This is a genomic window from Halomonas sp. 18071143 (assembly GCF_019211725.1).
Lineage (GTDB): Bacteria > Pseudomonadota > Gammaproteobacteria > Pseudomonadales > Halomonadaceae > Vreelandella > Vreelandella stevensii.
In genome coordinates this window covers 2,220,906-2,235,166 of the sequence record NZ_CP078120.1, presented here as the reverse complement: position 1 = coordinate 2,235,166, position 14,261 = coordinate 2,220,906, and the positions used below count along the sequence as shown (strand labels likewise).

9 protein-coding genes are annotated in these 14,261 nt (G+C 63.2%); 3 read left to right on the top strand and 6 right to left on the bottom strand.

Annotated elements, in window-relative coordinates; all coding sequences use genetic code 11:
• Positions 1-254 precede the first annotated feature (254 nt).
• Both KVY02_RS10460 and KVY02_RS10455 read left to right on the top strand, forming a co-directional pair.
• Complete coding sequence (locus KVY02_RS10460) at positions 255-1,124, top strand: IS110 family transposase (RefSeq protein WP_371317372.1); 870 nt, start codon at positions 255-257, stop codon at positions 1,122-1,124.
• Positions 1,125-1,846: 722 nt separating this feature from the next.
• On the top strand, positions 1,847-3,328 hold the full coding sequence (locus KVY02_RS10455; protein ID WP_218313497.1) for a glycoside hydrolase family 32 protein: 1,482 nt from the start codon (positions 1,847-1,849) through the stop codon (positions 3,326-3,328).
• 21 nt (positions 3,329-3,349) lie between these two features.
• Here KVY02_RS10455 and KVY02_RS10450 read toward each other — a convergent pair whose 3' ends face one another.
• From KVY02_RS10450 to KVY02_RS10425, 6 genes are all read right to left on the bottom strand, one after another.
• On the bottom strand, positions 3,350-4,315 hold the full coding sequence (locus KVY02_RS10450) for a carbohydrate kinase family protein (protein ID WP_218313496.1): 966 nt from the start codon (positions 4,313-4,315) through the stop codon (positions 3,350-3,352).
• A 45-nt stretch (positions 4,316-4,360) separates the two neighbouring features.
• Positions 4,361-5,230, bottom strand: coding sequence for an aldo/keto reductase (locus tag KVY02_RS10445; protein WP_218313495.1), 870 nt, complete (start codon positions 5,228-5,230; stop codon positions 4,361-4,363).
• Between the two features lie 17 nt (positions 5,231-5,247).
• Entirely contained in the window at positions 5,248-6,213 is a 966-nt protein-coding gene (gene glk / locus KVY02_RS10440; RefSeq protein ID WP_081191995.1) for a glucokinase, read from the bottom strand.
• Positions 6,213-8,114, bottom strand: coding sequence for a phosphogluconate dehydratase (edd, locus tag KVY02_RS10435; RefSeq protein WP_081191997.1), 1,902 nt, complete (start codon positions 8,112-8,114; stop codon positions 6,213-6,215). The genes glk and edd overlap by 1 nt, the downstream gene beginning before the upstream one ends.
• A gap of 200 nt (positions 8,115-8,314) precedes the next feature.
• Positions 8,315-11,446, bottom strand: a complete 3,132-nt coding sequence (locus tag KVY02_RS10430; protein ID WP_218313494.1) for an efflux RND transporter permease subunit — start codon at positions 11,444-11,446, stop codon at positions 8,315-8,317.
• 8 nt (positions 11,447-11,454) lie between these two features.
• On the bottom strand, positions 11,455-12,531 hold the full coding sequence (locus tag KVY02_RS10425) for an efflux RND transporter periplasmic adaptor subunit (protein ID WP_081135032.1): 1,077 nt from the start codon (positions 12,529-12,531) through the stop codon (positions 11,455-11,457).
• Positions 12,532-12,697: 166 nt separating this feature from the next.
• Here KVY02_RS10425 and KVY02_RS10420 point away from each other — a divergent pair, with 166 nt between their 5' ends.
• Complete coding sequence (locus tag KVY02_RS10420) at positions 12,698-14,164, top strand: efflux transporter outer membrane subunit (RefSeq protein WP_218313493.1); 1,467 nt, start codon at positions 12,698-12,700, stop codon at positions 14,162-14,164.
• The last annotated feature ends 97 nt before the right edge of the window (positions 14,165-14,261 follow it).

The window sequence follows — 14,261 nt, the reverse complement described above, 5'->3', positions numbered from 1 at the left end:
GCTGTGGGAAATGGGATGGACCCGTCCCTCTGTGCCAAGATGAAGAAGCACTTCATCTAACGTGCGCAGGGCACTGACGGCATCTTGAAAGAGGATCCATCCATGAACAACATTAGCATTGTGGGTATTGATCTTGCCAAGCATGTTTTTCAACTTCATGCAGTTGATGACAGTGGTCATAAAGTGTTTAGCAAAAAGGTCAAACGTGATCAGTTGAGAACAGTGATTGCGAACCTTCCACCCTGTCTCGTGGTATGGAAGCGTGTGGCTCCGCTCACTATTGGGCGCGAGAAATCCGCCAGCTGGGTCATGAGGCGCATCTGCTCCCCCCGCAGGCCGTCAAACCGTTTATTCAAGGCCATAAAAACGATGCGCGTGATGCCGCCGGTATTGCGGAAGCGGCAGCCCGTCCGGCGACACGGCGCGTGGCGGTGAAAACGCAGGAGCAACAGTCACTACAAGCCCTCCACCGGGTGCGCAGCCGCCTTGTGCGCGCTCGGACGGCCGTTGGGAATGAGTTGCGTGGGCTGTTAAACGAGTTTGGCATCATTGTGGCCCAAGGCCACCGCGTCATCCGACAAGGCGATATACGCCGATTGCTCGACGAGCGTCACACTCAGCTGGGTATGGCTTTATGCGATGTCATGCATGACCTCCTGGATGAGTGGCAAGCACTCGACACACGCGTCGCCGAATACGATAAACGGCTCGGCGCGTATGTCCAGGCCACGCCCAGCGTGAAGCAGCTGATGAGTGTGCCAGGCATTGGTCCAGTCAATGCCACGTTGCTCTTCAGTCATATGGGGGATCCCCGGCGCTTCCCCAATGGACGGCAATTTAGCGCCTCGATTGGCCTGGTGCCAAGACAGTACTCAAGTGGCGGCAAGAACGTCCTGAAAAGCATTACCAAACGCGGCAATAGCGAGGTGCGCCGTCAACTGGTTCATGGAGCGAGAGCGGCGTTGAGGCAATTTCAACGTCAAGAGCACCCCGACCGATTGGCGCAATGGATCATCCGATTGGCGGCACGGGTAGGTCAGCGTAAGGCGATTGTGGCCCTGGCGAACAAAATGGCGCGAATTTGCTGGTCGATCCTTGCGCATCAACGCACTTATCAAGCATAGAAAAGTGAGGCAGCTGCCTCGACGAGGCCCTTGGAAAAAAGTCATATTGTTGTGTGAAGTAAGCACACCCGAGGTTGCGTGAGTAAGACAATTGATGGCACACAGGTAAGACCGACTCTCTGTCACTCTGTAAAGCTCGGAGGCCCAATGAGAGGCCGCGTGGGAGATTAAGAGCAGAGAGTGCGCATTCCATCAGGGCCAGATAGCAGCGCTATCATCAAAGGCCGGATATAAGCGTGCAGTCCTCATCCGTGTCCATCTCATGGCTTGCTTGCTCAACGGGACGGGTCCATATAAGGGGGCTTTAGCCCGCGATGACGGCGGCATCGGTGCCTGCCCAGGCAGTCGCCCAATGAATTGGCCTCCCACAGGCAGGTTTAGGTGACTACTCAGGCTATCCTGAATTCACAGGCCCCACCCCAGCCACTTTGCTGTTGTTGGAGGGGGCTTTAGCCCGCGATGATGGCGGCACTGGTGCCTGCCCAGGCAGTCGCCCAATGAATCCATCACGCGCCGATGTTCATCACTGGTCATGGCCGTCTCACATGGCCCTCCGCAATAAGCAAGGTTCATCGCGCTTTACCAGGAATTGCTTCGCTTTCACGCCAGAATGCGACGAACTTTTTTATACTTACGCCTAAAGGGGAGGAGTACGCATGGAGGGGAGTCGTGATACGCTAACTTAAACGATTAAGTTGACCGATTAAGTTAAGGTTTTAAGCATGACGTTAGCGGATTTTGAGCCCCAGCGCCCTGCGCTGCATTTTACTCCCCCGATGGGCTGGATGAACGATCCCAATGGGCTGGTGTTTTTCGAAGGCGAGTACCATCTGTTTTATCAGTACCACCCCCTGGGGACCGAGTGGGGGCCGATGCACTGGGGGCATGCGGTCAGCCGTGACCTGTGCCGGTGGCAGCATTTGCCCATTGCGCTGGCGCCCGATGAAGAAGGGGCCTGCTTTTCCGGCAGCGCCGTGGTGGATGAGCACGATGTCACGGGGCTGTTCGATGGCAAGCCTGGGCTGTTGGCGTTCTATACCTGCCACAAGGTGCTCTCCGATGACTCACAGGATTACCAGCAGTCCCAGTGTCTGGCGTACAGCCGCGACAAGGGGCGTACCTGGCAGCGCTACGCAAGGAATCCCGTTCTGCCGCCGCCTGGTTTCAAGGATTTCCGCGACCCCAAGGTGGTGTGGCATGCCCCCAGCCAGCGCTGGGTGATGGCGCTGGCCTGCGGGCAGGAGATTCACTTCTATACCTCGACCAACCTGCTGGCGTGGCAGTTTGCCAGCGCTTTTGGGGCGGGCGAGGGCGCGCACACCCAGCACCCCTGGGAGTGCCCGGACCTGTTCGAGCTACCGGTGGAAGACGCCGAGCCCCATGAGCCCGCGTCGCGTTGGGTGCTGGTGGTAGGCATTGGTGCTACGCCGGATAACCCGTTTGGCTCGTTTACCCAGTACTTCGTGGGCGACTTCGACGGCCAGCGTTTCAGCCATGACAACGCCCCGGATAGCGTGCTGATGATGGACGAAGGGCGGGACTTCTACGCGGTGCAGAGCTGGTCGAATACCCCTGGGCGGCGGCTGGCGCTGGCGTGGCTGAACAATTGGCAGTACGCCAACCATGCCCCTGAAGCGGGCTGGCGGGGCACCATGAGTCTGCCCAGGGAGCTTGCGCTGCGCGCAACGCATCGCGGCGTGCGCTTATACCAGCGCTTCACCCGTGAGGCGGCTCGAGCGCTCGGCGCCCCCCGCCATCTCTCGCCTCGCTCGCTGCAAACGGTGGGGGAGCACTGTATCGCCCTGCCGGAAGGCACGGCCGTGCGGGGGCAGATGACCCTGACGCTGCAGCCGGGGACGCGGCTGGCGCTCTCGCTGCAGCAGGGCTACCAGCAGCAGTTATGGCTGTCGGCAGGCGAAACGCAGACGGCGCTGCACTATGCGCGCCAGGGCAGTAACGGCCAGGCCGCCTTCGATGAGCACTTCGCCTGCGACCATGCGGCGGGCAGCGTCGATGGATTGACCGTCAAGATCCTCTGGTGGTGCGATCACGGAACGCTGGAAATGCTGATCGAGGGCGCCACCGAGCAGCGCAGCATCAGCCAGGTGAGCCTGGTGGATCATCGCCGTCAGCCGATCACGCTGAACCTGGCCAGCGGTCGGGTGGCGATCATGGAAGGCCTCACTCAGAGCGTCGCCGAGTAGACTGCTCGGCGACGCTGAGGGCTAGCCTGCGGAGCCGCGCAGGGCTTCGATATCGGCGTGGGTGGGCAGGGCGGCATAAGCGCCGGGGCGGGTTACGGCATGGGCGCCACAGCGGCAGGCAATATCCACCGCGCGGCTGAGAAACGCGCTGTCCTGATGCCAGTTGGTGCCGATGCCGAACCGGGAAAGCTCCGCCAGCAGGCCGCCAATGAAGGCATCGCCGCCGGCGGTGGTGTCCACGGCCGTCACGCTGGGCGGGGTGATGGTCTGCTCGATACCAACGCCTTTCAGCACCACGTCATGGGGGCCGTCAGTGATCACGATGACTTTCACACCGGCGGCCATGCGCTCGGCGAGCCACGCCTGCCTGGGATGGTCGCCGCGCAGGTAGTCCAGCTCTTCCAGCGATACCTTCACCAGCTCGGCGCTATCGATCAGCTCGGTGACCCGCCACACATCCGCCGAGCCGTCCGCCCACAGGTTATGGCGCAGGTTGGCATCCACGCTTACCAGGCAGCCCGCTCGCTTGGCCATGGCGGCAATGGCCAGGGTGGTGTCGGCGATTTCCGGGTCGGTCAGGCTGTTGCTGCACAGGTGCACGATGGCAGGCTGCTCGAACACGCCGTGGGGCAGGTGCTCCAGGCGGTAGAGCAGGTCGGCGGCGGGTGGGCGGTAGAAGTCGAAGGTGCGCTCGCCATGGCTGTCTCGGGAAACGAAGGCCAGCGCCGTGCGGGCCTCCCGGGTCAGCACCATGCCTTGGGTGTCCACGCCGTGGCTTTGTAGCTCACGGATCAGGAAGTGCCCAAAGGTATCATCACCCACCATGCCCAGAAACTGGCTGGGTACGCTCAACCGGGCGCAGGCCACCGCCACGTTGGCTGGCGCACCGCCTGCGTAGGGGGTGAAGGTCTCTGGCCCCGTGTCGTCGCCCAGGCGGCTGGAGAGCATGTCAATCAAGGCTTCACCGAAAGCAATCACCGGCGTCATAGGTCGTTCCTTGTCATTATTGGCATTGGATGTGAAACAAGCGCGTCACGCGACGCAGTGGCCGCGGGCCGCCTCCAGCAGTTCGTACCAGGCTTCTCGGGGTAGGGCTTCCGGACCATTGAGCATATCGGCAATGCGCTCCGCTTTAACGCTGCCCACCACCGGCGCCGGGCGGCCGGGCAGGGTGCGCAGCCACGCCAGCGCCAGCGCGCCGGGGGTGCTGCCAAGCTCGCCTGCCAAACGGTTCAGCACGCGGCTGATCTCGCCTTGCATCAACTGGCCGCCCGCCAGTGGCGACCAGGCCATGGGCGCATGGCCATCGGCGTTCAGGTCGTCGAAGCTGCCGTCGAACAGCGGCGCGCTATGGGCAATGGAAAGCTCGATCTGGTTGGCCCGCAGCGGCTGGTGCATGTGGCGTTGCAGCCTGCGCCACTGGCTGGGCAGGTGGTTGGAAATGCCCGCCGCGCCAATCTTGCCCGCGTCGATGGCATCGTCCAGCACACGGCCGGTGGCCTCGGCATCCATCAGCAGGTCCGGGCGATGAATCAGAAAATGATCGAGGCGCTCGACGCCCAAGCGGCTCAAGCCATCGTCGATGGCCCGGCCGAGATATGCCGGGCTGGCATTGTAGTGCTTTACCTTGCCGGAGCCCGCGGCCGGGTTGTCGTTGGCAATGCTGGCTTTGGTGACAACGTGGAGCCGCTTGGCCAGCGCCGGGCGGGCACGCAGCGCCTGGCCGAATAGCGTTTCGCAAGCTCCGCTGCCGTAAATGTCGGCATGGTCGAACCAGTGCAGGCCCTGTTCCAGGCGGGCTTCGATCCAGTCGGCCAGCTGGCTTGCCTGGTGCATCTCTTGCGCTTCATGCAGGCGCATCATGCCGAGTACGAACGGCACGTCAAAGGTCACAGCAGCCATGGCGTGTTTCCGTCGGTTTAAAAGACTTCTTCGTTATGCAGCGCTTCGGCGGCACCCAGCAGGCCGGTCCACGGGTGGGTCACGATCCACACCGGAATATCGGCGTTGTACGCTCCCATGCGCCCCTTGTTGACGAAGCTGGCGCGCAGCTCGCATTTAGGCAGCCACGCCAGCAGCCGGGGCAGAATGCCGCCGCACAGGTACACGCCGCCGCGTGCGCCCATGGTCAGGGTGGCGTCACCGCAGACGTCGCCGAGGATTTTCAAAAAGCGCAGCAGGGTGGCCGTGGCCAGGGCGTCGCCCTGATTGGCCGCTTGGGTGACCTCGGCCGGGGTTTCGCAACGTGGCGCTTGGCCTTCCAGTGCGCAGTGGGCCTGGTAGAGTTCCAGTAGCCCCTGGCCGCACAGGATGCGCTCGACGCTGACCCGCTGGTGGCGCTGCAGGAAAACATCCAGCAGCGCGCGCTCGGTGGTGTCGGTGGGCGCAAAGGTGACGTGCCCGCCTTCGGTGGGCAGCGGAATCCAGGCGTGCTGGCCGGGAAACACCCCGGCCACGCCCAGCCCGGTGCCCGGGCCGATGACCAGACGGGTCGAGTGCGACTGGGCGACGCCGGGCTGCACTTCGACGAGGTTGTCTTCACCCACGTGGGGTACGCCCAGCGCCTGGGCAGTGAAGTCATTGATGACCTTGAACAGCGACAGGTTCAGCGCCTGCTGGACGTCGCTTTTCATGAAGTCCCAGTGGTTATTGGTCATTTTCACCCGCTCGGCGTGCACCGGGCAGGCGAAGGCCAGGCAGGCCTCCTCGGGGGCGTTATCCCCGGTCGCGCCCACGCGGGCGAGGTAATCCTGAATCGCCTCGACCACGCCGGGGTAGTCTGCGCAGGGCAGGTTGAGGATATCGTGGGGCGTTACCTCGCCCGGCGCTACCAGCGCCAGGCGAGCGTTGGTGCCGCCAATATCACCGATCAGTGCCGGTCGCATCAGGCGTCCTCTTGAAAGATCTGACCTTCCTGGCGGGCCAGGTCATCGGCTTCGAATCCCCCCAGCGAACCGGCTCCCTCTTCACCGCGCATGGCGAGATGACGGAAGCCTGCAAACAGCTCGCGGCCCAGGCCGACGTGGTAGTGGTCGAGACTGGCAACGGCCAGCGGACGCTCGGCCCAGGTAGCGGCATCCACCTTGACCTCCAGGCTGCCGGCATTGGCATCCAGGCGCACCACGTCACCATCGCGCAGCTTGGCCAGCGGGCCGCCATCCAGCGCTTCCGGGCTCATGTGGATGGAGGCGGGCACTTTGCCCGACGCGCCGGACATGCGGCCATCGGTGACCAGCGCGACTTTAAAACCACGATCCTGCAGCACGCCCAGGAAGGGAGTGAGTTTGTGTAGCTCGGGCATGCCGTTGGCTTTCGGGCCTTGGAAGCGCACCACCACGATTACATCACGGTCCAGGTCGCCGGATTCGAAGGCGGCTTTCATTTCGTTCTGGTCTTCGAAGATCTTGACCGGCGCTTCGACCACTCGATGCTCTTCGGCCACCGCCGAGACCTTGATCACGCCTCGGCCCAGATTGCCTTTCATGACGGTCAGGCCGCCAGTGGGGGCAAAGGGCGTGGCGACCGGGCGCAGCACTTCTTCGTCCAGGCTCTTCTCCGGGCCTTCGCGCCAGACCACTTTGCCATTTTCCAGGAAGGGCTCCTGGGTGTAGGCGGTCAGATCGGTGCCGAAGACGGTGGGAATGTCGCCGTGGAGCAGGCCAGCGCCCAGCAGTTCGCGGAACAGGTAGCTCATGCCGCCTGCGGCCTGGAAGTGGTTGATGTCCGCCTGGCCGTTGGGGTACACCTTCATCAGGCTGGGGGTCACCGCCGAGAGATCAGTGAAGTCGTCCCAGTTCAGGGTGATGCCCGCCGCTGCCGCCATGGCAATCAGGTGCATGGTGTGGTTGGTCGAGCCGCCGGAGGCCAGCAGGCCGACCACGGCATTGACGATGGCGCGCTCGTCGATCTGCTTGTAGAACGGACGGTACTCGCCGCCCGCTTCGGTATTGCGAATGGTCTGTTCGGTGGCGTAGCGGGTCAGCGCTTCGCGCATCTCGGTGCCGGGGTTCACGAACGACGTGCCCGGCAGGTGCAGGCCCATGACTTCCATCATCAGCTGATTGGAGTTGGCGGTGCCGTAGAAGGTGCAGGTGCCGGGGCTGTGGTAAGAGTCGGACTCTGCCTGCAGCAGCTCTTCGCGGCCCACCTTGCCTTCGGCATACAGCTGGCGAATGCGCGCTTTCTCCTTGTTCGGCAGGCCGCTGGGCATGGGGCCTGCGGGTACGAACATGGCGGGCAGATGGCCAAAGCGTGCGGCACCGATGAACAGGCCCGGCACGATCTTGTCGCACACGCCCAGGTAAATGGCGGCGTCGAACATGTTGTGTGACAGCCCCACCGCCGTGGCCATGGCAATCAGGTCACGGGAGAACAGCGATAGTTCCATGCCCGGCTGGCCCTGGGTTACGCCGTCACACATGGCCGGTACGCCGCCCGCAAATTGCGCGGTGGAACCCATGGCCCGCGCCGCCGCCTTGATGGTTTCCGGGAAGGTTTCAAACGGCTGGTGGGCCGACAGCATGTCGTTGTAGGACGAGATGATGCCCAGGTTGGCGCTGTTCATCAGCTTCAGGGCGTCTTTTTCCTGGGGGCTACAGGCAGCAAAGCCGTGGGCCAGGTTACCGCAGGAGAGCTCGGCACGATGCACGCCACGCTTGTGCTGGTCGGCCATGCGGCGCTCGTAGAGGGCGCGGCGCTCGGCAGAGCGTTCACGAATGCGTTGGGTGACTTCCGCGACCTTGGGATGAAGGGCTGCGGGGGTAGAACCAGACGTTGAACCAGGCATAGAAACCTCTGCATGAGTAGAGACGGTGAAAGTATCTTGTAGTTATTTTACATTTTATGGCGCCAATAATAGAGACCTTACGGCAATAAAAAGCCGATTTATAGCTTAAGTTGTAGTTTTATTACCCGAAAGGATGAGCCGGGTGACCCCGGCCCCGGCCCATGATGGCTAAAAAGCGCTCATGGGCCGAACGCGCCTGCTCAGGACTCGACCTCATCGCTGCTGATATGGAACAGCATGGCATACAGGGTGGGTACGGCAATCAGCGTCAGCAGCGAGGCAAACGCCAGACCGCCCATGATGGTCACCGCCATGCTGTTGAAGAAGGCGTCGGCCAGCAGCGGCAGCATGCCAAGGATAGTGGTGCCAGCGGCCAGAAAGACCGGCCGCAAGCGGCTGACGCTAGCGTCCACCAGTGCAGAAAAGCGCGCCTTGCCCTCCTTGATCTGCCCGTCGATCTCGTCCACCAGCACGATGGCGTTTTTCATCAGCATGCCCGACAGGCTGAGCATGCCCAGCAGGGCGGTAAACGAGAAGGGCAGGCCGGTTACCAGTAGGCCAATCACCACGCCACACACCGACATGGGCACCACCAGCCAGATGATCAGCGGCTGCTTGAGCTTGCCAAACAGCAAAATCGAGGTCAGCAGCATCACCAGCAGGCTGATGGGCAGCTGCTGGGCCAGCGCCTCCTTGGCATCGCCGGAATCCTCGTGTTCACCTCCCCAGCTTAGCTGGTAGCCCGGTGGCAGCGTCATGGCCTCGATCTCTTCGCGAATGCCGTCGAACGCCTGGGCGGCGGTATAGCCCTCGGCGGGGTCGGCCCCGACGGTCAGCGTGCGCACCCGGTTGCGGCGTTGAATCAGCGCTTCCTCGCTATCGGTATCGAAGGAGGAGACCACCTGGCTGATGGGCACGAAGCGCTGCTGCGCGGCGCTCCACACGTTGCGGTTTTCCAGCAGCGCCACATCGTCCCGCTCGGCCGCCGGTGGGCGGGCGACGATGGGCAGCAGGTGCTCGCCTTCACGGTAGGTGCCTGCCCGAATGCCCGACGAGGCAAACTGCAGGGTCTGGGTGATGTCTTCACGGCTGACCCCGGCAATGCGGGCGCGCTCCTCGTTGATGCGCGGCCGCACCACCAACTCCTGCTGACGCCAGTCGGTGCGCGGGTCGATCAGGTAGGGGCTGTCGGCCATGATGCGCTGGGCCTGGTCGGCCAGCGAGCGCAGCACTTCCGGGGAGGGCCCCTGAAAGCGCGCCTCGATGTCCGCACCATCGCCTGGGCCGAACTGTAGCCGCTGGGTGCGTACCTGTGCGCTGGGAAACGCTTCGTTCAGCTCTCGGTAGAAGCGCTGGTCCAGCGCGGGAATGGCGTCCAGGTCTTCGGTACGCACGATGAACTGGGCATAGGCGGTGTTGGGCTGCTCCGGGGCGTAGGTGAGCATGAAGCGGGTAGCGCCCTGGCCGATGAAGCTGGCCACCGATACCACGTCCTCCTGCTCCAGGATATACGCCTCGATATCGGCGGCGTAGTCGGCGGTCGAGCGAATGTCGGTGCCCTGGGGCAGCTCCACATTGACGAAGAACAGCGGCGTGTTGGAGTCCGGAAAGAACGACTGGGGTATCAGGCTGAAGGCCCACAGGCACACGGCGGTGATCAGCACCAGCGCGCTGACGGTGATGATGCGTATGCGCAGTGCCAACAGCAGCACCCGGCGATAGGCGCGATAGAGCAGGCCGCCGTACAGCTCGCGCTTGCTGGGCTCGTCGTCGTTCTCCTCGTTCTCCTCGTTCTCGTGCTGGCGCTCGCCTGCTTGCTGCTCGTCAGCGGGCTGGTCCTCGTCGTCGCCTTTCTGGCGCAGCAGGTAGTAGCCAAACAGCGGGGTGACGGTGATCGCCAGCAGCCAGCTCAGCATCAGGGACACCAGAATGACCATGAACAGCGAGTAGAGAAATTCGCCGGTGACATCGTCCGACAGGCCAATACCGGCAAAGGCCATGATGCCGATCACCGTGGCGCCCAGTAGCGGCAGCTGGGCACGCTTGGCGGCGCTGCCTGCAGCCTCCTTGGCGCGCTGGCCGCGCTTGATGTTGGTGACCATGCCTTCGGCGACCACGATGGCGTTATCCACCAGCATGCCCATGGCGATGATCAGCGCCCCCAGCGAGATACGCTCCATCTCGATATTTAACAGCCCCATGAACAGCAGGGTGCCCAGCACGGTGAGCAGCAGGGTACTGCCGACCACCGCGCCGATGCGCCAGCCCATGGCCAGGCACAGCACCCCGATCACGATGACCACCGACATGGCCAGGTTGAGCAGGAAGTCGTTGATGGCATCGTTGACCACATGGTGCTGTTCGTAGAGAGGATGCAGCTCTACGCCCAGCGGCAGGCGGCTTTTCAGCTCTTCCATGCGGGCTTCGACGGCTTCGCCCACTTCGATGATGTTGTCGTTGGCGGCGCCCGCAATGCCGAGCGTGAAGGCATCCTCGCCGTTATAGCGAATCAGCTGGTTGGGCTGGTCGCTGGGCTCGCGGTAGACGGTGGCGATATCCATCAGCGACACCTGTTCGGTGGTGCCGGGGCGGCCGATGCGGATGGCTTCGATCAGCGCGGTGCTGTCGATGTCGCTACGCGCCACCAGCCGCACCTGGCGTTCCCCTACCCGCAGGCTGCCCGCGTTTTCCACGGCGTTTTCGGTCTGGATGGTGTTGATGACCTGATTGATGGGAATGCCCAGGGTGGTCAGGCGCTCGTTGGAGATGTCGATGTAGATGGTCTCTTCCCGCTCGCCTGCGGTGGTCACCCTGGCCACGCCGGGTACTGCCAGCAGCTCGCGCTGAAGAAACGTCGAAATGTCGCGGATCTCCCGCGTGGTGAGCCCATCGGCCGTGACTGCATAGAAAAGGCCGTACACTTCACCGAAATCGTCGTTGACCTGGGAGCCCAGCACCCCCTCGGGCAGGTCGCCCTGGGCATCGTTGATCTTGTTGCGCAGCTCATCCCAGATTTGCGGCAGTTCGTGGCTGCGGTAGCTGGAGTGGACTTCCACCTGGATTTCCGAGCGCCCAGGTAGCGACTTCGACTTGATGACGTCGATCTGCTCCATTTTCTGGATAGCGCGCTCAAGGCGTTCGGTGACCTCATTTTCTACTTCTGTCGCGGTGGCGCCAGGATAGGGCGTATTAATAATCGCGTTAGGGATGGTGAAGGATGGGTCTTCGAGTTTGCCGACGGCGTTATATCCCCACAAACCACCAAATAAGCAAATTAAGACGATTAGCCACGTGTTTAAAGGCCGTTCTATGGACAGCTTTGCGATATTCATAAGGCCTCCTAGAGCGCGGCTTTGAGCGGTTTGACGCGCATGCCGTCGCGCAGCAGGTGTACCCCGGCCGCCGCAATCGACTCGCCAGGCTGAACGCCTGCCACCAGCATCACGGCGTCGTCGCTCAGCTCACCCACGGTGACCTCCCGGGGCGATACCGTGCCCTCGTCGGGGTCGTAGACCCACACGCGAAAATCACCGCTCTCGGTGGTGTCCAGGGCGCTGGCTGGAATCATCATCACCCCGGACACCAGCCGCTCGGCGGGCTCGATGAACACGGTGGCCGTGGTGCCGGGCAGCGCCACCAGGTGCTCGCCTTGGGCGGGCGCGAACTCCACCTGATAGGTCTGGGCGACCTCGTCGGGCTCGGTGATGTGTTCGCGGTACTCCAGCGCAATGCGCTCGCCGGGCAGCGTGGCGATCTCGGCTTCGGCGTTGAAACCGTGTTCGCCATCGAGATGCTGCATCAGCGCTTCGGGCACGTTGATGCGAATGCGCAGCTCCGAGATGTCCTGAATACGGACGACTTCGGCATTGGGCGGCAGCGTGGTGTGGTTTTCCACCAGGCGGCGGGCAATCAGCGCATCAAAGGGCGCGTACAATGAGGTGTAGGCCAGCTCCTGGCGGGCGCTCTCCAGCTGGGTAGCGGCCAGCTCGGCATCAGTGCGGGCCGCTTCCAGCACCGAGGCGGAGACGGCGTTATGGCGATACAGATTTTCCTGCCGCTGCAGATGCTGGCGGGCCTGGGACAATTCCGCCTCTGCGGCGCGCACCTGCAGAGCGTAATCGGTTTGATCGAGCTGGGCGATCAGCTCGCCTTTGGCCAGCGTGGTGCCCTGTACGGCTGGAAAGGTGGTCAGGCGCCCGCCCACCTGAAAGGCCAGATTGACGGTGCTCACGGCATCGACGCGACCCACGAAACGACGGCCCGAAAAGGCCTGCTGCTGGCCGGTCTCAAACAGTTTGACCACCTGAGCCGGAGGCTCGGGGGGCTCTTCGGCGTCTCTGCAACCTGCCAATAACGTCACGCATGCCAGCAACCCGGCCAGAGTGGGTAGCCACTTCCCCTTGCGGATGAACCTCATCCAATGCCTCCTTGCAAGTCAATGGGGATCACGGTGGTGTGATGTATCCCCTGTTTCGTCAGCCCCCTATAATAGGCTATAATAGGTACTCTTAGCCACTTCGAACAGGTGTTTGGTTAAACGCCGCCCTAAATCGGTATTCACCCGAACTGCAAGGATGATCAGCGTGCACAGGAATCGCCCGTGGGGCCCCCGCCTCAAACCGTTCACCACTGCCTCGGCGCTGGCCTTGCTGCTGGCAGGCTGTGCGGTCGGCCCGGAGTATCAAACGCCCGACATTGAGCTGCCGGAGAGCTGGCCTGCCCATATCACTCTGGAGCAGCAGGCCCGTGACGACTGGCACCGCTGGTGGCAGCGCTTCGAAGACCCGGCGCTGAACCGGCTGGTCGAGCGCGCCAGCGAAGACAATCTCGAACTGGCGATTCAGTTGGCGCGCATCCGCGAGGCCCGTGCCCAGCTGGGGTTTGCCGATGCCGAGCGCTTTCCCACCGTGGGCTATCAGGCCGAAGCCAACCGTGAGCGCACTCCGGGGGCGGCGCTGCCCATCGATGTTCAGCCCGTGCAGGAGCTGCTGACCTCCACCAACAACCAGTACTCCCTGGCCGCTAGCCTGGAGTATGAAATCGACCTGTGGGGGCGGCTAGCCAACCAGCGCGCTGCGGCCATGGCCGCCCTGCAGGAGAGCCTGTTTGCCAGAGACGCCGCCGAGCTGGGCGTGATCGGTGACGTGGTCACCACCTACGTCAGCCTGAAAAGTGCCGAAGCCCAGCAAGCGCTGATGGAGGAGACCCTGGCCGCGTACCAGGAGACCTATCGCCTTCAGGCGCTGCGCTTCGAGCATGGCGACATCAGCGAACTGGAACTGCGCCAGGCCGAAGCCGAGTGGCGCAACCTGCAGGCAGAGCTGCCGTCGCTCAAGCAGCAGGTGGAAACCCTGCGCGGGGCCCTGGGCACGCTGGTGGGCATGTCCCCTGATGAGCTGCTGACTACCCTGGACACCGGCACGTCGCGGCTGGATGACCTGGCCCAGCCGGTGGGCATACCTGCCGTGATGCCGTCGGCGATGCTCCAGCGCAGGCCCGATATTCGCTCGGCAGAAGCGGCGCTGATTGCGGCCACCGCCCAGATCGGCGTGGCCGAGGCCAACCGCCTGCCGTCGCTCAATCTCAGCTCCTTTTTGGGCACTGCGGCCGCCAGCACCAGTGATCTGTTCAGCGATGTGGCCCGCACCTGGGGCGTCGGGGCCTCGGTGATGGGGCCGCTGTTCGACTTCGGTCGTAGCCAGTCCGGGGTGGAAAGCGCTGAAGCGCTGGCCGAACAGGCCGAAGCGCAGTATCGCCTGACCGTGCTGACCGCTTTCAACGAAGTGCGCGATGCGCTCTACAGCTACGACTTCAGCGAGCGACGGCTGGCCGCCATCGACGAACAGCTGGAGGCCGTTGCCCGCACCCGGGAGCTGGCCGTGCTGATGTACGACCAGGGGCAGGTGAGCCAGCTGGAGCGCCTGGACGCCGAACGCAACCTGCTCTCGGCCCGTTTGGCCCAGGCCGGTGCGCGCCGTGAACAGCTGGCGGCCACGGCCACGCTGTTCAAGGCGCTGGGGGGTGGCTGGCAGGAAACCCCCGTTTACTGATTGCCGGTACGGTAACCACAGCCCGGGCGGCTCCGCTGGCCGCCCGCATCTGTTACCATGCTGCGCTTGCGATCACTTCATCTCTGGTTTTGCTGCC

Excerpts from the sequence above, each read along its gene's own strand:
- KVY02_RS10430 (WP_218313494.1), bottom strand. The coding sequence starts at position 11,446 with ATGAATATCGCAAAGCTGTCCATAGAACGGCCTTTAAACACGTGGCTA.
- edd (WP_081191997.1), bottom strand. The coding sequence starts at position 8,114 with ATGCCTGGTTCAACGTCTGGTTCTACCCCCGCAGCCCTTCATCCCAAG.
- KVY02_RS10450 (WP_218313496.1), bottom strand. The coding sequence starts at position 4,315 with ATGACGCCGGTGATTGCTTTCGGTGAAGCCTTGATTGACATGCTCTCC.
- glk (WP_081191995.1), bottom strand. The coding sequence starts at position 6,213 with ATGCGACCGGCACTGATCGGTGATATTGGCGGCACCAACGCTCGCCTG.
- KVY02_RS10460 (WP_371317372.1), top strand. The coding sequence starts at position 255 with ATGGAAGCGTGTGGCTCCGCTCACTATTGGGCGCGAGAAATCCGCCAG.
- KVY02_RS10455 (WP_218313497.1), top strand. The coding sequence starts at position 1,847 with ATGACGTTAGCGGATTTTGAGCCCCAGCGCCCTGCGCTGCATTTTACT.
- KVY02_RS10445 (WP_218313495.1), bottom strand. The coding sequence starts at position 5,230 with ATGGCTGCTGTGACCTTTGACGTGCCGTTCGTACTCGGCATGATGCGC.
- KVY02_RS10425 (WP_081135032.1), bottom strand. The coding sequence starts at position 12,531 with ATGAGGTTCATCCGCAAGGGGAAGTGGCTACCCACTCTGGCCGGGTTG.